The 18,061-nt window shown below is 72.9% G+C and carries 11 protein-coding genes; 6 read left to right on the top strand and 5 right to left on the bottom strand.

Annotation, left to right across the window (positions count from 1 at the left end; genetic code table 11):
- Positions 1 to 262: 262 nt before the first annotated feature.
- Entirely contained in the window at positions 263 to 1,720 is a 1,458-nt protein-coding gene (locus AB1K56_RS15030) for a DEAD/DEAH box helicase (RefSeq protein ID WP_371206303.1), read from the bottom strand.
- Between the two features lie 154 nt (positions 1,721 to 1,874).
- On the opposite strand from AB1K56_RS15030, the gene AB1K56_RS15025 reads away from it, so the two are divergent.
- Positions 1,875 to 2,591: a ferritin-like fold-containing protein gene (locus AB1K56_RS15025; protein WP_371206302.1), complete on the top strand. Its 717-nt coding sequence runs from the start codon at positions 1,875 to 1,877 to the stop codon at positions 2,589 to 2,591.
- Between the two features lie 144 nt (positions 2,592 to 2,735).
- Here AB1K56_RS15025 and AB1K56_RS15020 read toward each other — a convergent pair whose 3' ends face one another.
- Positions 2,736 to 3,020 (bottom strand): hypothetical protein, encoded by a 285-nt coding sequence (locus tag AB1K56_RS15020; RefSeq protein ID WP_371206301.1) that lies wholly within the window; start codon positions 3,018 to 3,020, stop codon positions 2,736 to 2,738.
- A 10-nt stretch (positions 3,021 to 3,030) separates the two neighbouring features.
- Positions 3,031 to 3,255 (bottom strand): DUF3107 domain-containing protein, encoded by a 225-nt coding sequence (locus AB1K56_RS15015; protein WP_116537759.1) that lies wholly within the window; start codon positions 3,253 to 3,255, stop codon positions 3,031 to 3,033.
- A gap of 223 nt (positions 3,256 to 3,478) precedes the next feature.
- On the opposite strand from AB1K56_RS15015, the gene AB1K56_RS15010 reads away from it, so the two are divergent.
- Both AB1K56_RS15010 and AB1K56_RS15005 read left to right on the top strand, forming a co-directional pair.
- Entirely contained in the window at positions 3,479 to 6,622 is a 3,144-nt protein-coding gene (locus AB1K56_RS15010) for an ATP-dependent helicase (protein WP_371206300.1), read from the top strand.
- A complete protein-coding gene (locus AB1K56_RS15005; RefSeq protein WP_371206299.1) occupies positions 6,619 to 9,906 on the top strand; it encodes a UvrD-helicase domain-containing protein in 3,288 nt (1,095 codons plus the stop codon). The genes AB1K56_RS15010 and AB1K56_RS15005 overlap by 4 nt, the downstream gene beginning before the upstream one ends.
- 234 nt (positions 9,907 to 10,140) lie before the next feature.
- On the opposite strand, the gene AB1K56_RS15000 is transcribed toward AB1K56_RS15005, so the two are convergent.
- Entirely contained in the window at positions 10,141 to 11,595 is a 1,455-nt protein-coding gene (locus tag AB1K56_RS15000; protein WP_371206298.1) for a phosphotransferase, read from the bottom strand.
- Positions 11,596 to 11,704: 109 nt separating this feature from the next.
- Between AB1K56_RS15000 and nudC the strand changes: the two genes are divergently transcribed.
- Positions 11,705 to 12,628: an NAD(+) diphosphatase gene (gene nudC, locus AB1K56_RS14995; protein ID WP_371206297.1), complete on the top strand. Its 924-nt coding sequence runs from the start codon at positions 11,705 to 11,707 to the stop codon at positions 12,626 to 12,628.
- Positions 12,625 to 14,376 (top strand): ATP-dependent helicase, encoded by a 1,752-nt coding sequence (locus tag AB1K56_RS14990; RefSeq protein ID WP_371206296.1) that lies wholly within the window; start codon positions 12,625 to 12,627, stop codon positions 14,374 to 14,376. Before nudC ends, AB1K56_RS14990 begins: the two co-directional genes overlap by 4 nt.
- 887 nt (positions 14,377 to 15,263) lie before the next feature.
- Here AB1K56_RS14990 and AB1K56_RS14985 read toward each other — a convergent pair.
- On the bottom strand, positions 15,264 to 16,775 hold the full coding sequence (locus tag AB1K56_RS14985) for a zinc-dependent metalloprotease (RefSeq protein ID WP_371206295.1): 1,512 nt from the start codon (positions 16,773 to 16,775) through the stop codon (positions 15,264 to 15,266).
- A 127-nt stretch (positions 16,776 to 16,902) separates the two neighbouring features.
- Here AB1K56_RS14985 and AB1K56_RS14980 point away from each other — a divergent pair, with 127 nt between their 5' ends.
- A complete protein-coding gene (locus AB1K56_RS14980) occupies positions 16,903 to 18,030 on the top strand; it encodes a PDZ domain-containing protein (RefSeq protein WP_371206294.1) in 1,128 nt (375 codons plus the stop codon).
- Positions 18,031 to 18,061: the final 31 nt, after the last annotated feature.

The following is an 18,061-nucleotide window of genomic DNA, read 5'->3' as shown; positions in this document are numbered from 1 at the left end:
CGCCGGGCGTCGGTCTGGGCCGGGGTGCTCGTGCGGGCTGGGATGCCGGTGCGGGCCGGGGTGGTGGGAGCCGCGATAAACGCCGTTTGTGCTCAGAAACGCGTCCTCGAAGCGTGTCTCGACACAGGAGGCGTTTCTCGCGGGGGTGAGGGCGGGGTGCGCCCTCCGGGTGGGGAGCAGAGGGGCCGGATGCCGCCGTCCGACCGCGACGAGCGACGGCGCCGACCCCCGAAGGAATCGGCGCCGTCGGAACGTGCGCGTGTCAGGCGACGGGAGCGGTCGGGGCTCCCGAGCTGCCGCCGCTGCGGCGGCGACGACGGCGGCGCGGTGCGGCGTTGCCGTCGTGGTGCTCCTTGCCGGAGCCGTCGTGCGTTCCGGCGCCGCCCTCGGTGCGCGGAGCGCCCTCTGTCGACGACTCGCCGCTCGACGAGCCCCCGCGACGACGGCGACGACGCGGGGCGCGCTCGCCCTCGGCATCCGTCGATCCCTCGCTCCTGCGCTCGGGCTTGGGCTTGGACTCGGCCGCCTTCGGCGCGGTCACGAGACGGCCCTTCGTGCCCTCGGGGATGTCGAGGTCGGTGTAGAGGTGGGGGCTCGACGAGTACGTCTCGGTGGGCTCGGGCTGACCGAACTCCAGGGCGCGGTTGATGAGGGCCCACTTGTGCACGTCGTCCCAGTCGACGAACGTCACCGCGATACCGGTTCGACCGGCGCGGCCGGTGCGGCCGGCGCGGTGCAGGTAGGTCTTCTCGTCGTCGGGGATCGTGTGGTTGATGACGTGCGTGACGTCGTTCACGTCGATGCCGCGCGCGGCGACGTCGGTGGCGATCAGCACGTCTTTCTTGCCGGCCTTGAACGCCGCCATCGAGCGCTCGCGCGCCTCCTGGCTCATGTCGCCGTGGACGGCGGCGGCGTTGAAGCCGCGGTCGCCGAGCTCGTCGACGAGCTTCTGGGCGGCGCGCTTGGTGCGGGTGAAGATGACCGCCTTCTCGCGGCCCTCGGCCTGCAGGATGCGGGCGATGACCTCGTCTTTGTCGAGCGAATGCGCGCGGTAGACGAGGTGCTTGATGTTCGCCTGCGTGAGGCCCTCGTCGGGGTCGTTGGCGCGCATGTGGATCGGGTTCGACATGAACCGGCGCGCCAGGGCGACGATCGGCCCGGGCATGGTCGCCGAGAACAGCTGCGTGTGCCGCACGGCGGGGACCTTCGAGAAGATCTTCTCGATGTCGGCGAGGAAGCCGAGGTCGAGCATCTTGTCGGCCTCGTCGAGCACGACCTCGGTCGCGTGCGACAGGTCGAGCAGGCGCTGGTTGGCGAGATCGATCAGACGGCCGGGTGTGCCGACGACGATCTGGGCGCCGGCCTTGAGCTGGTCGATCTGGCCCTCGTACGCCTTGCCGCCGTAGATGGCGACGACGCTCGTGGAGCGGTTGGAGGTCAGCATGTCCATGTCTTCGTAGACCTGCACGGCGAGCTCGCGCGTGGGGACGACGATGAGCGCCTTCACGCCCGGCTCGGGGTCGAGCCCGAGGCGCTGGACCACGGGGATGCCGAAGCCGAACGTCTTTCCGGTACCCGTCTTGGCCTGACCGATGATGTCCTGGCCGGGCAGGCCCAGGGGGATGGTCTGCTCCTGAATGGGGAAGGCATCGGTGATGCCCTTGGATGCCAGGGCATCGACGATGTCCTGGTCGATGCCGAGCTCGGCGAAGGTCGTCATGAAACAGCCTGTTCCGGCGGCGAGAGACCGCCTGGGGAGTCGTATCCACGCCGTCACTCGTCCACAGGCGCGGGGTCCCGATCCATCGCCGGGACCCGACCACTCTACCCGGCGTGTCTCGCGAGCCCCCGACACCGCGCCTAGGCTGTGGTCTGTGTTCGAGTGGCTTCGTCGTCGTCAGCGCCCGGTGGGCCGCACGCTGCAGTTGCGCTCGCGCGGAGACCTCGGCGAGGCCATGCGCGTCGACTTCGCCGAGCTGGCCCCCGACGTCGAGACCTTCCTCGGGCAGGCCGCCTACCTGCAGCTCGGTTTCTTCGAGACGCTGAGCGAGTTGATCGCCCTCACGCCCGAGCTCGCCGAGAAGGAGTCGCTGTCGCGCGCGGCGGGCGCGGCGCTGATCAAGCACCAGGAGCTCGTGGCGCTCATCCGCGAGCGCGGGGCCGACCCGACGCAGCTGATGCTGCCGTTCCGGGAGTCGCTCGACGAGTTCCGCCGCAACACGCACGGCATCCGTCCCCAGGAGACGATGCTGACGGTCCACATCACGGCCGGGATGCTCGACGACTTCTACCTGGCGCTCTCCTCGAGCTACGGCGACACCGGTAAGCGCGTGGCGCGCATCCTGCAGGCCGACGACGACCGGCAGGCGATCGTCGACATCCTCGGCGCCACGATCGACAGCGATGAGGAGTGGCGCTGGCTCCTCGCGCTGTGGGGGCGCCGGCTCGTCGGCGACACGCTGCTCGTCGCGCGCTCGGCGCTGCGGCACGGGCACCTCGACCGCGCCGACGAGGCCAAGGTCGAGCCCGTCTTCAGCGAGCTGATGGGTGCGCACGCGCGACGCATGGATGCCATGGGCCTGGCGGCCTGACACCGCTGCGTTCGTGCGGGGCGCCGTCGCGGTGGCTCGGACGCGCCATCGGTGCGCTCGTGAGGGCGCTGTCGCGGCTCGGCTCCGTGGCTCCCGTGCGGGCCCTCGCGGAGGCTGAGACGGGAGGCCGTGCGTCGCGAAGCGTCAGACGGTCAGGTGCGCGCGATCCGCGTCGTCGCGGGCGCGACGCGCACGACTGACGAGCGGGATCAGCGCGAACACCGTGGCCGCGGGGGCGAGGACAGCCACCACCCAGACGAGGGGCGAGTCGCCGAGCCCCGTCCAGGTGAGCGCCGTCCACGCGACGGCGGCCGCCGCCGCGCCCGCGAACGGGGCGAGCGCGGCTCCGCGCAGGTCGCGGCCGGGGAGCGCGACGTGGGCCGCGAGGCCGATCACCGCGCCCACCAGGAGACCGAGCAGGATCTGCACGGCGGAAGGATCAGGCGACGAAGCCGACGCGTCGCGACTCTTCGGTGCCGAGTTCGACGAACGCGAGGTTGGCGGTGGGGACGAGGTACGAGTTGCCCTTGACGTCGGTGAAGGTGACGTGGCTGGCGGAGCTGTCGAGGGCCGAGGCGACGGCCGACTTGACGGCGTCGGAGCTCTCGTTGGTCTCGAAGTTGAGCTCGCGGCCGGTGTTGGTGATGCCGATGCGGATCTCCACGATGCGTCCTTTCCCCGCGGGCCGCGGTCGGCCCGGCGCGTGCTTCGACTCTAGGGCAGGGTTCCGACACGGCAGCCCGTCGCGCGGGCCGCTTCGCGGATGGCGAACGCGACGCGCCAGGCGTGCGCCGGCCGCGGTGCGCACACCGTCGAACGTCGCCGATCGATGCCGCCCCGCCCGTCGCACCGGAGCGATGTCGGAGGTCGCCGTTAGCGTGGAACGCATGCAGATGACGGATGCCGCCACCCCCGGCGGTGCGACGGCGAGCGACGGTCTCGACGCCGACCAGCGCGAGATCGTCGCGTGGCCCGCCACCGCCAGCGGCGTCGTCGTGGGGGCTCCGGGGTCGGGCAAGACGACGACCCTGCTGGCGCGCGTGCGCGAGCTCGTGGCATCCGGTGTCGATCCCGACCACCTGCTCGTCCTCACCCCCACGCGGCCCGCGGCGACGGCGCTGCGCGATCCCCTCGCGCTCGCGGTCGAGCGCGCGACGGGCGGTGCGCTCGCGCGGTCGGTGGCGTCGTTCGCGTTCCACCTGGTGCGGGGCGCCGAGGTGCGGCGGGGCGGCGAGCCCCCTCAGCTGCTCACCGGCGGCGACGAAGACCAGATCATCCGCGACCTGCTCGAGGGCGACGCCCTCGACGAGCTCGAGGGCGCGTCGCGCTGGCCCGACTGGCTGGGCCCGACCATCCGCGCCACCCGGGGGTTCCGCGGCGACCTGCGCGCCTTCCTGGCGGAGTGCACCGAGCTCGGACTCGGCTCCGACGACCTGACCGCGCTGGCCGCGCGACACGACCTCCCCGTGTGGGCGTCGCTGGCGTCGTTCGCCGACGAATACCGCGCGGTGCGGGCGGCCATGCGCGGCGCGCACCGCGACGCGGCAGACCTCGCGCGCGAGGCGGTGTCGGTCCTCGACGAAGCCCTCGCGGACCGCGCGCTGCTGGGGCGCTTCGCGACGCTGCGGTGCATCCTCGTCGACGACGCCCAGGAGCTCACCGCGGGAGGCATCGACCTGCTGCGCGCCTGTCGCGCCCTCGGGATCGGGGTCGTCGCGTTCGGCGACCCCGACGTGGGATCGGGGGCCTTCCGTGGGGCGACGCCCGAGAACTTCGCGCGTCTCGCGCGCGAACTCGGGACCCTCGCGGCCCTGCGCACCCCCCACCGTGGAACGCCCGAACAGATCGACCTGGTGCGCCAGGTGGCATCCCGCATCGGCGCGGCCGGCGTCGTGGCGCACCGCAGCGCGCCCGTCGGCGTGGCGAGGCAGGGCTCGGTGCGCACCTACCTGCTTCGCTCGCCCGCCGAAGAGGCCGACGCGATCGCGCGCATCCTGCGCGAACGGCACGTGATCGAGGGAGTGGCCTGGGGTTCGTGCGCGGTCATCGCCCACGACTCACGACAGGTCGCGACCCTCGAGGCCGAGCTGGCCGCTCGCGAGGTGCCCGCTCGTGCCAGCGGGCCCGGTCTCGCCCTGGGCGCGCAGCGACCGGTGCGCGACCTCGTGCGCCTGGTCGAGCTCGGCACCACCGCCCCCGAGGAGTGGGTCGCCGATGACGTCGTCGACGCTCTGCTCGGCACCTTCGGGGGCCTGGATGCCATCGAGCTGCGGCGACTGCGCACGGCCCTGCGCCACGAAGAGGTCGGGGCAGGGGGAGTGCGCGCGGCGACCGAACTCTTGGTGTCGGGCGTGCGGTTCCCCCTCGAGCTGGCCACGATCGACTCCCGGGAGGCTCGCCGAGCGATCCGTCTCGGCGAGACCCTCGCGGCGCTGCGCGGCCAGGCGGAGGGCCGGGCGACCGCGCACGAGCTCCTCTGGACGGCGTGGGAGCGCAGTGCCCTCTCGCGCACCTGGCGCGAGGCCGCCCGCGGTCACGGGCCCATCGCGGAGCAGGCCGATCGCGACCTCGACGCGATCGTCGCCCTGTTCCAAGCCGCCAAACGCTTCACCGAACGCGAACCCGACGGCGAAGCGGCGGTGTTCCTGCGGTCCGTCCTCGACAGCGATGTCGCCGAAGACCGCATCGAGCAGCCGGCCGTGGTCGACACCGTGCGCATCCTCACCCCCGCTGCGGCCGCCGGCACGGCGTTCGACACGGTCGTCATCGCCGGTGTGCAAGACGGCGTCTGGCCGAACACGCGGTTGCGCGGCGGTTTGCTCGAGACGTGGCGTCTCGCCGACGCCGTGCAGAACCCCGACCTTCCCGCGGCGGGCATGCTCGATCGCCGCCGCGCCGCGATGCACGACGAGCTGCGCCTCTTCGTCCGCGCGATCAGCCGTGCCGACTCCCTGCTCGTCGTCACCGCGGTCGACGACGACGACACCGGGCCCAGCGTGCTGTTCGAGATGCTGCCGACCCCCGAGCCCGCGGCGGCGATCCCGGAGCACCCGCTGTCGTTGCGCGGGCTCGTCGCCCGGCATCGCCGCTCGTTGACCGCTCCGCGCGTCACCGCCGCCGAGCGGGTGCACGCCGCCGGGCAACTCGCCCTGCTCGCGAACGCCGGTGTCGCCGGTGCCGCTGTCGAGCAGTGGTACGGCGTCGCTCCGCCGAGCTCCACCGCCCCCTTGCGCGATCTCGACCGCGAAGACGTGCGCGTCTCGCCCTCGCGACTGCACGCCCTCGAGGAGTGCCAGCTCGACTGGGTCATCGCCGATCTGGGCGGCGACCGCGGCGGCACCACGGCGGGCATCGGCACCATCATCCACGCGGCGCTCGAGACCGCGGCATCCTCGTCCGAAGACGACCTGTGGGCGGTCGTCGACGAGAGGTGGGGAGAGCTCGTGTTCGACGCCGCGTGGCGCGAGCGCGCCGAGCGCGTGCGTGCGCGCGACCTCGTGCGTCGGCTCGCGGCCTACCTGCGTCGGTTCGACGACGCGGGTGGACGGCTCATCGCCGCCGAGCGGCATTTCGAGGTGCCGATCCCGATCGCCGATGCCGGCGCGCACGGGGCCGTGCTCAGCGGCGACATCGACCGGGTCGAGCTCACCCCGTCGGGCGAGGTCGTCATCGTCGACCTCAAGACGGGCAAGAGCGAACCGCAGACCGACGCGAAGGTCGCCGACAATCCGCAACTCGCGGCCTATCAGCTGGCGTTCTCGTCGGGCGCGATCGACCAGGTGGCGGGCCCGCCCGCCGGCGGGGCGAAGCTGCTGGTTCTTCGGCCGACGGCCGCGACGAAGGACTACGCCGAGCCGACGCAGAAGCCGTTCGACGAGGAGCAGCGGGCCGCGTTCGTCTCGCGTGTGCAGAGCGCGGTCGACGTCATGCGGGGGACGACGTTCGCGGCCCCCTATGAGGTGCACTGCCGCGACGAGTTCTCGTACGGGCTGTGCCGCATCCACACCGTCTCGGCGGTGAGCGCGTCATGAGCGAGGTGTTGTCGGCGGCGACCATCGCCGCGGCTCTGGGGCAGTTCCCCCCCACGGTCGAACAGACCGCCGTGATCGAGGCCCCGCTCGAACCCGCGCTCGTGGTGGCGGGGGCCGGCAGCGGCAAGACCGAGACGATGGCGGGCCGCGTCGTCTGGCTCGTCGCGAACGCCCTTGTGCGTCGCGACGAGGTGCTCGGACTCACCTTCACGCGCAAGGCCGCGGGAGAGCTGGCGGAGCGCATCCAGCGCCGCCTGCAACGACTGTCCGAATTCGAGGCGCGCGGGCTCCTGCCGTTCCTCCCGCGTCTGCACGCGGAGGGCCGCCTCGAGGTGTTCGCCGACCTCTCGGCGCTCGAGGGGGCGCGCGGCGACGCGGCGCGGCGCGAGGCACTCGACGCGCTCGTGGCCATGACCGGGGCCGAGGTGCCCGACGCGCACGACGGCGACCAGCTGCTGCACCGCCCCACCGTGTCGACGTACAACAGCTTCGCCGACTCGATCGTGCGCGAGCACGGCCTGCGCATCGGTCGGGATGCCGAGGCGGCGATCCTGTCGGAGTCCGCGGCGTGGCTGCTCATGCGACGTGTCGTGTTCGCCTCCGACGACCCGCGGTTGGAGGAGCGTCAAGAATCCCCCCGCACGCTGATCGACGCGGCGCTGCGCATCGCCCGCGACGGCGTCGACAACCTCGTCGACCTCGACGACCTGGCCGCGTTCCCCGACGAGTTCGGGCGGATCGTCGAGCGGCCCTCGACCTCCGCGCGCGTGAGCGTCTACAAAGAGGTCGGGGATGCCGCCGCGAAGGTCTCGGCGCTGTCGCTCCTGGCGACGCTCGCGGCCGCCTACGACCGCGAGAAAGCCCGGCTCGGCGTGATGGACTTCGCCGACCAGGTGGCCGGGGCCCTGCGCATCGCCCGCGAGCACCCCGCGGTGGTGGCGGAGCTGCGTGCTCGCTACCGCGTGGTGCTGCTCGACGAGTACCAGGACACCTCCGTCGTGCAGACCGACCTGCTGGCGACCCTGTTCGGCGGCACCGGGGTGATGGCGGTGGGCGATCCGCATCAGGCCATCTACGCGTGGCGCGGGGCGAGCGCGGGAAACCTGGGCGGCTTCCCGGCGGCGTTCGCCCCCGGCGTCGACTGCCGACGGTTCACGCTGCTGACGAGTTGGCGCAACAGCGCGCAGGTGCTCACCGCGGCCAACGCGGTACTCGCTCCTCTCGCGCCGCGCGCCGCCGTGGCGGTCGACGAGCTGCGACCGCGACCCGGTGCACCGGAAGGACTCGTCGAGACGGTCTTCGAGAACGACCTCGACGCCGAGGCCGACCGCGTGGCGGCCTGGTTCGTCGGGGTGCGCGCGCAACGCGCTGCGCACGGGCGCTCCACGACCGGTGCCCTGCTGTTCCGCAGCAAGAAGCACATGGTGCGCTTCGGCGACGCGCTCGGGCGACGCGGCATCCCCCATCGCATCCTCGGGCTGGGGGGACTGCTCACGACCCCCGAGGTGGTCGACGTGGTGTCGGTGCTCCGGGTGATCAGCGACCCCGAGGCGGGGTCGGCGCTCATCCGCTTGCTGTCGGGCCCGCGCTGGGCCGTGGGCCTGGCCGATCTGCGCGCGCTCGCCCAGCTCGCGAAGCGTCTCGCCACGCATGACGTCGCTTTGCAGCCGCTGCAGCCCGACGTCGTCGATCGGCTGCGCTCGACGCCCGGTGCCGACCGCGCGTCGCTCGTCGACGCCCTCGACTTCGTCGCGCGTCAGAGCGACGGTCACGGCTGGCTCGCCGACATCACGCCCGACGGGCGCGCGCGGCTGCGCGAGGCAGGCGCGGTGTTCGCCGGGTTGCGCCGGAGCCTCGGTGCGCCGATCCCCGAACTGATCCGCCTCATCGAAGCCGAGCTACGGCTCGACATCGAGCTCGCCGCGAACGAATCCCGCGGCCCCGCGCGCGTCGCCTCGGCGCAGCTGCGGGCCTTCGTCGACGAGATCCGCGGCTTCCTCGCGGCCGACGAATCGGGCTCGGTGTCGAGTCTGCTGGCGTGGCTCGACCACGCCGAGCAGGCCGACGAGTTCGCGCCGCGCACCGAGCCGCCCGAGGACGACGTCGTGCAGCTGCTCACCATCCACGGGTCGAAGGGTCTCGAGTGGGATGCCGTCGCCGTGGTGCGTCTCGTGACCGACGAGCTCCCCTCGCTCGCGCGCGACACGAAGGGGTGGTTGGGGTTCGGCATCCTTCCGTCCGAATTCCGCGGTGATGCGGCCTGGCTCCCCGTGTTCGGGTGGCGAGGGGCCGAGACCCAACAGGATCTGAAGGCCGCGATCGAGTCCTTCGTCGCCGACAACCGCGGCCGACAGCTCGACGAGGACCGTCGACTCGCCTACGTGGGCTTCACCCGCGCGCGCGATCACCTGCTCCTGTCGGGGTCGAGCTGGTCGGGCACGAAGCGCCCGCGCCGGCCGAGCGTCTTCCTCGACGAAGCCCTCGAGGCGCTCGGGATCGACCTCGTGATCGACGATCCCGGTGACGACCCGTACGACGGGGAACGCCGCCTGCTGCACTGGCCGCTCGATCCGCTGGGTGCGCGCCGCACGGCCGTCACGGCGGCGGTCGCGCACGCGCAGGCGGCCAGGAACGCTCCGCCGGCAGCGCCCGACCCCGACCTCGATCTGCTGTTGGCGGAGCGGGCCGAGCGGCTCCGCCCGGAGCATGCGCCCGCGCCCACCCGCATCCCGGCGTCGAAGTTCAAGGATTTCGTCGCCGATTACGGCGGAGCGGTCGAGGATCTGCGTCGACCGATGCCGGAACGCCCGTATCGGCAGACCCGTCTCGGCACACTCTTCCACGCGTGGGTCGAGCAGCGCTCGGGGCTCGTGGGGTCGGGGGTCGGGCTCGATGACGACGCGCTGTGGGACGACGACGAGGCCGGCTCCTCCGCCGCGGATGCGGCCGAGCTGCAGCGGCTGCGCGAGTGCTTCGAGCGGTCCGAGTGGGCGTCACTGCGCCCGATCGAGGTCGAGACCGAGATCGATTACGTCACGAGGCGGCTCGACGGCCGGGACCACGTGGTGATCTGCAAGCTGGACGCCGTCTACCGGCACGGGGATCGCTACGAGATCGTCGACTGGAAGACGGGGCGCCCGCCGACCACCGAGGCCGAGCGTCGATCGCGCATGGTGCAGCTCGAGCTGTACCGCGAGGCGTACCACGCGAAGCACGGCATCGACCTCGACCTCATCGACGTCGCGCTGTTCTACGTCGGAGACGAACTGGTCATCCGGGGCTGACTGAGCCGGCGGCACCTCTCCACCGGCGCGAGGGACAGCGGGAGCCGCCGGCACGGGGCGCCCATTGCGGCGGGGAGATCCGGAGAGCCCCTGCTGCGGGGGTACACGCAGCGCACGCCGCCATGGGAGCCCACGGCAATCAGCTGCGGGAACCCGCCGCCGTGGGAGCCCACGGCAATCAGCTGCGGGAACCCGCCGCCCCCGGAAGAGCCGCGAGAGCCCGCCGCCGCGGTGTCAGACCGTGTCGTCTGCGACGCCCCAGCGGCGGAGGGCGGCGCGGCTCGCGCGCGCGGCATCCTCCTCATCGTCGACCGGGGAGGGGTCGGGCTCGGCGGAGTCGCGGTGCGCGCGGATCGCGGGCTCGGCCCCCTCGCCGGCGTCGCCGGACACGGCCGACGAGCCCCAGAGCGAGGTGGTCGCGGTCTCGCCCCGCAGGGCGGGCCCCTGGGTGCGCGCGTCGTCGTCGTCCCAGCCGTCCAGGTCGAGGGGGGCGGTCTCCTCGGGGTCGACGTCGTCTCGAGCGGGCAGCTGATCGACGTGGATCGCTCCGGTGTCGGCATCCGGATCGTGGTCGTCGAGGGCTTCCGCGAGAGCCTCCGCGGCGGCGACGCGATCGCGCTCGGCCGAGAGGTACAGCGACAGGGCCTCGGGGTCGTAAGCGTCGGTCTGCATCGACGTGTCGACGACGGCGGGCGCGGCGACGGGAGGCACCGACTCGACGAGGGCCATGGCGTCGTCGATGTCGCTGCGGGAATCGGGCACGATGTGGTCCCCGCGCACCCCGTCGGCGAGGGCGTCGAGCAGGGCGACCGCGTCGGCGACGACGTCGCTCTCACCCGCGTCGTGACCGTGCACGAGCCAGCGGGCGAACTCCAGTTCGGCGTAGAAACGGGCGCGCTCGCGCAGCAACGGATCGGGGGAGCGTTCGCCCGCCGCTGCATAACCCTCGTGCACGTCGTCGGCGGCGAGGGGAGCGGATGCCAGCCAGCGCAGATCGACCGCCGGGTCGCCGACGCTGAGACCGCCCCATTCCAGGATGCCGACCACGTGCGGCACGTCGTGCTCGTCGTCGGCGAGCACGACCGAGGCGCTGGTGGCCCCGCCGAGGACGACGGCGGACTCGAAACGCCACAGGTCGTCGACGTCGACGGCGCGGCGCCAGCGCAGCATGAGATCGTCGCTGACGCGTCCGGTGGCGTCGGCGCGATCGAGGAGCCTCTTCACGTCGTCGCGCACCTGCTCGGGGGAGCGGACCGGCAGTCCGTCGGTGCGCACGATCGACACGGGCAGGGCGTGGACGGCCGCGAGCGCGGCGCCGATCGCCGGAGCGTAGCCGGGGCCTTTCGGCAGGTGCGCGGGGTCGATGCGGTACCCGTCGATGTGGTCGACGACCAGCACGCGCTGCGCGCCCGACCCGGCCTCGCCGAGCACCTCGGGCACGGCGAACGGCAGGAGCGCGCGGACTCCCGCGGTCAGCGCGTGCAGAGCTCGAGCCTCCGCGGCGAGATCCGACGACGCCTCGTCGCTCGCGGGCATCCGCACGACGACATCGCGTCCGTCGTCGGTCGTCGCGAGCGCGGAATCGAAGCGTCCGCCGCTGTTCTCGGTCAGCGCACTGACGCTCGAGATCGCGGTGCGCGGGAGGGCCGCCGTCGCCGACGCGGCTAAAATGAGGGGCGAGCGTGCCATGCCCCCCAGGGTAGGTCGGGGCTTCACCCCTCGGCCTGCGCCACGCCCTTCTGCGGTGAGGTCGGGCCTTCCCGTTCCCCGTCCGCAGCCGCCACCAGAGAGGTGCCCGATGCCGCTTTCCGCGCCCATCCCGGTCGACGCTTCGGAGCCGTTGCGCGTCGCCCGTTCCGGAGACGAGCGCGTCGACGACGCTCTGCTCGGCCGTCTGCGTGCTGACCGGTCAAGCCGCGTCCTGCTCGTGCGTCGCGATGCGGCGCCGATGCGCGACGGGCGGTTGGTCCTCGTCGAGGCGGGATCGCCGGCATCCGGTGGCGTGCCCGTGCGCGAGTGGGCGTTCCTCGGCCGCTCGGCCGACGGCGCGGCGGTGCTGCTGGCCGTCGTGGACGACGATGCTCCCGATGATCTCGTCCCGGATGCCGCGTGGGCGGCGCTGCGGGCGGCGGGGGGCGACCTCCCGGCGACGGAGGCGGAGGTGTTCACGAACGCCGTCGCCCTGGCGGGCTGGTTGCGCGACGCTCCGTTCTGCCCGGCGTGCGGAACGCGCACCGAGGTGCGCCACGCCGGATGGTCGCGGCACTGCCCGAATTGCGGCCGCGAGCACTTCCCGCGCACCGATCCGGCCGTGATCGTGCTCGTGCAGTCCGCGGAGTCCGACGATCGGATCCTCCTGGGGGCCAACGCCGCCTGGGGCGGTGATCGGTACTCCTGCTTCGCCGGCTTCGCCGAGGCGGGGGAGTCCCTCGAGGACGCGGTGCGGCGCGAGGTCGGGGAGGAGTCGGGCGTCCGTCTCGACGACATCGCGTATCGCGGGTCGCAGGCCTGGCCGTACCCGCGTTCGCTCATGCTCGGCTTCCGGGCGCGCGTCATCGACGACGACGACGCGCGCGCCGACGGCGAGGAGATCGTCGAGGTGCGGTGGTTCGATCGCGAGGAGATCGGCGCGTCCCTGCGCGGTGAGGGGACGGCGCAGCTGCCCGGCCCGGCCTCGATCGCGCGTCGGCTCATCGAGGACTGGTATCGGGGCGTCGCGTGACAGGTCCTCTCGACGGGCTCGACGAGCACCAGCTCGAGGCGGCTCGGGCCCTGCGCGGTCCCGTGTGCGTGCTGGCGGGCGCCGGCACCGGCAAGACGCGGGTGATCACGCGACGCATCGCGCACGGCGTGGACACCGGGGCCTACTCTCCGCAGCGCGTGATGGCGGTGACCTTCACGGCGAAGGCGGCGGGTGAGATGCGGGGGCGACTGCGCGCCCTCGGCGTCTCGGGCGTCTCGGCGCGCACGTTCCACGCCGCCGCCCTCGCGCAGGTGAACTTCTTCTGGCCGACCCTCGCGGGGGATCAGGCGCCGTCGATCATCGACAACAAGGTGCGCATGCTCGCTCACGCGGCCGACGGCGTGGGCCTGGCCCCCGACACGGCGACGCTGCGCGACGTGGCGGCGTCCATCGAGTGGCGCAAGGTCACGCTCCGTTCGATCGATCAGTACGCGGCCGACCGCCCCGAGGGGGTGGGCCGTCTCGGTGTCGATCAGGTGGTCGCCCTTCAGCGCGCCTACGAGAAGCTCAAAGACGAGCGGCGGCAGATGGACTTCGAAGACGTGCTGCTCACGTGCGCGGGCATGATCGAGGCGGAGCCGCGGGTGGCGGCGGCAGTGCGGGAGCAGTACCGCCACTTCACGGTGGACGAGTTCCAGGACGTGTCGCCCCTGCAGAACCGCCTGCTGGAGTTGTGGCTCGGCGACCGCCGTGACCTGTGCGTGGTGGGCGACGCGAGTCAGACGGTGTACTCCTTCACGGGTGCCGACGCGCGCTACCTGTTGGAGTTCGCGCGCACGCACGAGGACGCGCGGGTGGTGCGCCTCGAACGCAACTACCGCTCCGCGGCTCCCGTGCTCGCCGTGGCCAACGACCTCATGCGCGGACGCGCGGGGGCGCTCGAACTCGTCGCCGCGCGCGCCGAGGAGGCCCCCGTCCCGACGGTGCGGGCTTTCGACGACGACGAGGCCGAGGCCGTCGCGGTCGCCCGGTCGATCGCCGAGGCCCTCGCCGGGGGAGTCGACCCGCACGACATCGCCGTGCTCTACCGCTCTCACGCGCAGTCCGCCGCGATCATGACCGCCCTGGCGGCGAAGGGGATCGCCGCCTCGGTGCTGGGCGGGCGCAAGTTCTTCGACCTGCCCGAGGTGCGGCAGGCGCTCATGGCACTGCGGGCGGCGTCGGTCGCTCCGATGCAGACGGGCTTCCTCGGCACGGTGCGCGACGTGCTGCGCAGCGTGGGACTCACGGACGATCCGCCGGAGGCCGGCGGCGCCCTGCGCGAGGCGTGGGAGGCGCGCGCCGCTCTCCTGAGGTTGGCCGAGGAGGCTCCAGAGGGAACCGATCTGCGCGGATTCACCGACGACCTGCAGGCGCGGGCGCGCGACCAGCACGAACCGACGACGCGCACCGTGACGCTCGCGACGTTGCACGCGGCCAAGGGACTCGAGTGGGACCATGTGTACCTCATCGGCGTCAGCGAGGGGCTGCTGCCCATCTCGTATGCGAAGACCTTCGAGGCGGTCGACGAGGAACGCCGTCTCGCCTACGTCGGTGTCACGCGCGCGGCGCGCACCCTGTCGGTGAGCTGGGCTCGGGGTTTCGGACGGATGGAGCGGTCTCCGTCGCGTTTTCTGCGAGAGATCGGCAGTGGCAGTCTGCGCTCGGCCGATGCATCTCCCAGACCCGCCGGAACGAATCGACGTCGAGGCGCAACGACCGCGTCTGGGGCGCGCGCGGAGCGGTGAGCAGGAACCGCGCGGCGCGCCCGGCCTCGGCCGCGAGGGCGACGTCGACCTCGGGCCGCGGTCGCCCGACCAGCTGCGCGGCGATGACGGGCCAGTTGGGGTCGTCGCGGCGCTGATCGGCGTCGATACAGGCCAAGCAGGCGGTGAGGCCCGGTCGCACGACGGGTCCGATGCGGGCCCGGCCGCCGTCGAGCACGAGGGGGAGGTGCGCGATGTCGTCCCTCATGAACGTCGCCGCCCGTCGGGGTTCGACGCGGTAGGCGCCCAGCATCACGACCGCTGATCCGGGCGGCGCCGTCTCGCTGGCCGGTCCGGCCCACGACAGCACGCGCGCCCGCGCGGGCAGAGCGGCCAGCACCGCCCGCACGGCGCGCGCGGGCAGATCGTCGGCGGTCTGCACGACGACCGGGGCATGCCGTCGCCGCGAGCGACACGCCGGCGCGACGGCCGCGAGCAGATCGTCGACGTGCCCCTCGGGTGCGCCGCACAGCTGTCCGAGATTGCGCGCGGCCGCGCGCGTCGTGCCCTCCACGAGGGCGGCCACCACGACGTCGACCCAGTCGGCGGCGTAGGGGGCGACGGCGAGCGGCGGCGCACCGAACTGCACCCGGCCGTCGTCGCGCCACAGGGGGAGGGCGGAGGCGGAGAGACGGATCATCGCCCGATCATGGCGCGCCGTCAGCCCTTGGATGCCGTTGTCCACACGTCCTGCGCCGACCTATGGCGGTGGGGAGGAGCGGTGCCGCGTCATCCCCACGGCGCGCTCACGGGTGGCTGCCGAGATCAGGGCGATCCGTCATCCGCTCTCTCGCCCTTTCCAGAAGCGTCGCCGCGCACGAAAGGGACGGCCGCGGCGCGGCGGAGAGCCGCGCCACGACCGTGCGTCGTCAGACCGGTCGCTGGTCTCCCGGGGCGGCGTCGTCGTCGGGGTCGGCACGGGGCCCGGAGTCGTCGGCACCCGCCGCCCCGCTCTCGTCGGCCTGGTCCGCAGTCGCCGGGGTCGCGTCATCCGTCGCCCCGGCGGCACCGGCGCGATCGGCGGGCGCCGAGTCCTCGGCATCCGGGCGACCGCCGCTCGCCTCTTCGGCGAGCAGCTGCGCGAGGGCGTCATCCATCGCGTCGGCGGGGGCGGCTTCTCCCCGCGACGCCGCGGTGACCCGGGCGATGAGGGCGGCGGGGTCGTCGATGTCGTCGGACGAGGGCATGAGGTCGGGGTAGTCCCACAGCGCGTCGCGCCCCTCGACGCCGACCGCCGCGGTGACCGCGCGCCACATGGCGGCGGCTTCGCGCATGCGTCGCGGGCGCAGTTCGAGACCGACGAGCGAGCCGAGCGCCTGCTCGGCAGGTCCGCCGACGGCGCGGCGGCGACGCACCGCTTCGGCGATGCGCGCGGCGGAGGGGAGACGCGAGGTGGCGTCCTCGGTCACGACGTCGACCCATCCCTCGATGGTCGCGAGCAGGTTCTCGAGCCGGGTAAGCGCCGCCGTCTGCTCCTCGGACCGCTCGGGCAGCAGCGCGCCGCTCTCGAGCGCACCTCGCAGCTCGTCGGGCTGCGAGGGGTCGAACCGCGACGCCAGCTCTTCGAGGGCGTCGGTGTCGACGCGAATGCCGTGCGCGAAGTCGCGCACCTGCGAGATGACGTGCAGGCGCAGCCAGCGGGCGTGGCGGAACAGGCGGGCGTGCGCGAGCTCACGCGTCGCGAGATACAGGGCGAGCTGGTCGTCGGGGATCTCGAGGTCGCGGCCGAAATCGGCGAAGTTCTGCGGCAGGATCGCCGCGTCCCCGTCGGGCATGAGGGGGATGCCGACGTCGCCCCCGCCGACGACCTCGGTCGACAGGCGCCCGACGACGTGCCCCAGCTGCGTGGCGAACAGGGACCCGCCGACCGTGCGCATGAGGCGCCCGGCGCCCGCGATCATGTCCTGCATGTCCTCGGGGGCCTGTTGCCCGAGGGCCGTGGTCAGCGCGTCGGCGATGCTCGTCGCGACGGGCTCGGCGAGCTCCTGCCACACGGGCAGGGTCGCGCTCACCCAGGCGCCGCGGGTGACGGCGCGCGGCGGACGCGGGAGGTCGCTGATCGTCGTCGCCTCGCCGAGCCACAGGCCCGCGAGAGTGAACGCCTGATCGAGGTCGGTGCGCTGACCGGTGGTCACGCCGAGGCCGTCCTGGTTGGCGATGTGGAGCGCCTGACGCTCGGCGAGGCTCCAGTCGACGCCCTCCTGCGTGCCCGAGAACGCGCCCTGCAGCTGGTTCATCACCTGCTGCAGCATCGCCGGATCGATCTGCATCCCCGACAGGCGGGAGAGCTGTTCGGGGTCGATCCCGCTGGTGTCGCCCGACATGAGGCGACGCATGAGCTCCTGGAACTCCTCCTCGGGGCTCCGGTCGTCGTCTGCCACTTCAGCCGCCTTTCAGCCAGGTCTGGGGGAACGAGATCTACGCTAGTCGCACGTTTCCCCGCAACAGTCGGCCCGGCCCCTCGCCGCTTACGCCGCGCGCGAACGACCCGGACGAAGGACCCCCACTGTGACGCTGTTCGACGAGAACGTCTCCCTCGTGCCCGCGCCCCGACAGCGATGGAGCCGCGCCACCGTCGCCGGCGTGTGGGCTCTGGCCGTGGCGCTCGTGGTGCTCCTGGTCATGACGTTCCTGCCCACGGCGTACGTCATCCAGCAGCCGGGACCCGTCTACAACACGCTCGGCACGTCGACCGACGCCGACGGCGTGGAGACGCCCCTCATCACCGTGCCCGAGGAGAAGGACAGCACCACCACCGGTCAGCTCGACCTGCTCACCGTGCAGGTCAGCGGCAACCGCGAGCGCACGCCGTCGTGGATCGAGCTCGCCATGGCATGGTTCGACCGTTCCCGCGCGGTCGTTCCCATCGACCGCATCTTCCCCGCGGGGCAGACCACCGAGCAGCGCAACACCGAGAACGCCGCCCTGATGAGCGACTCGCAGCTCGAGGCGTCGGCCGCAGCCCTCCGCGAGCTCGGGTACGACGTGCCCGGCGAGATCGCGATCGGCACGGTCGACGATGCGGGGGCCGCCGCGGGCGCGCTGCAGGTGGGCGATGTCGTCACCTCGGTCGACGCCGTCGCCGCCGCGAACATCGACGCGATCCGCTCCGCGGTGCAGGCCGCGGCGGGAAAGCCCGTGACGGTCGCGTACACGCGCGACGGCGTCGCCGGCACCGCGACGATCACGCCGAAGTCGACCGAGGCGAACGGCCAGCAGCAGTGGCTGCTCGGCATCGGCCTGCAGCAGTCGTTCGACCTTCCCGTCGACGTGAAGATCCAGCTGAACGGCGTCGGCGGACCCAGCGCCGGCATGATGTTCGCGCTGGGCATCATCGACAAGATGAGCGAGGGAGACCTCACCGGGGGCCAGCACATCGCCGGCACCGGGACGATCGACGCCGACGGCAACGTCGGTCCGATCGGTGGCATCCGGCAGAAGCTCTACGGAGCCCGGGATGCCGGGGCGACGGTGTTCCTCGCCCCGGAGTCGAACTGCAACGAGGTGGTGGGGCACGTGCCCGACGGCATCCGGGTGTTCTCGACCGCGACCCTCGAACAGTCGCTCACGGTACTGCAGACCATCCGCGACGGCGGCGATCTCGACGCCCTGCCGACGTGTGGTTCGGGATCGTAGCATTCACGGCGAACCCCGAGAACGGCGCGCC

The sequence above is a fragment of the Microbacterium sp. BWR-S6Y genome, assembly GCF_041379845.1.
Classification (GTDB): domain Bacteria; phylum Actinomycetota; class Actinomycetes; order Actinomycetales; family Microbacteriaceae; genus Microbacterium; species Microbacterium hydrothermale.
This window is presented reverse-complemented; position numbering and strand designations above follow the sequence as displayed.

Coding starts and splice junctions, on each gene's coding strand:
- AB1K56_RS15030 (WP_371206303.1), bottom strand. CDS start 1,720: ATGACGACCTTCGCCGAGCTCGGCATCGACCAGGACATCGTCGATGCC.
- AB1K56_RS15010 (WP_371206300.1), top strand. CDS start 3,479: ATGCAGATGACGGATGCCGCCACCCCCGGCGGTGCGACGGCGAGCGAC.
- AB1K56_RS15005 (WP_371206299.1), top strand. CDS start 6,619: ATGAGCGAGGTGTTGTCGGCGGCGACCATCGCCGCGGCTCTGGGGCAG.
- AB1K56_RS15000 (WP_371206298.1), bottom strand. CDS start 11,595: ATGGCACGCTCGCCCCTCATTTTAGCCGCGTCGGCGACGGCGGCCCTC.
- nudC (WP_371206297.1), top strand. CDS start 11,705: ATGCCGCTTTCCGCGCCCATCCCGGTCGACGCTTCGGAGCCGTTGCGC.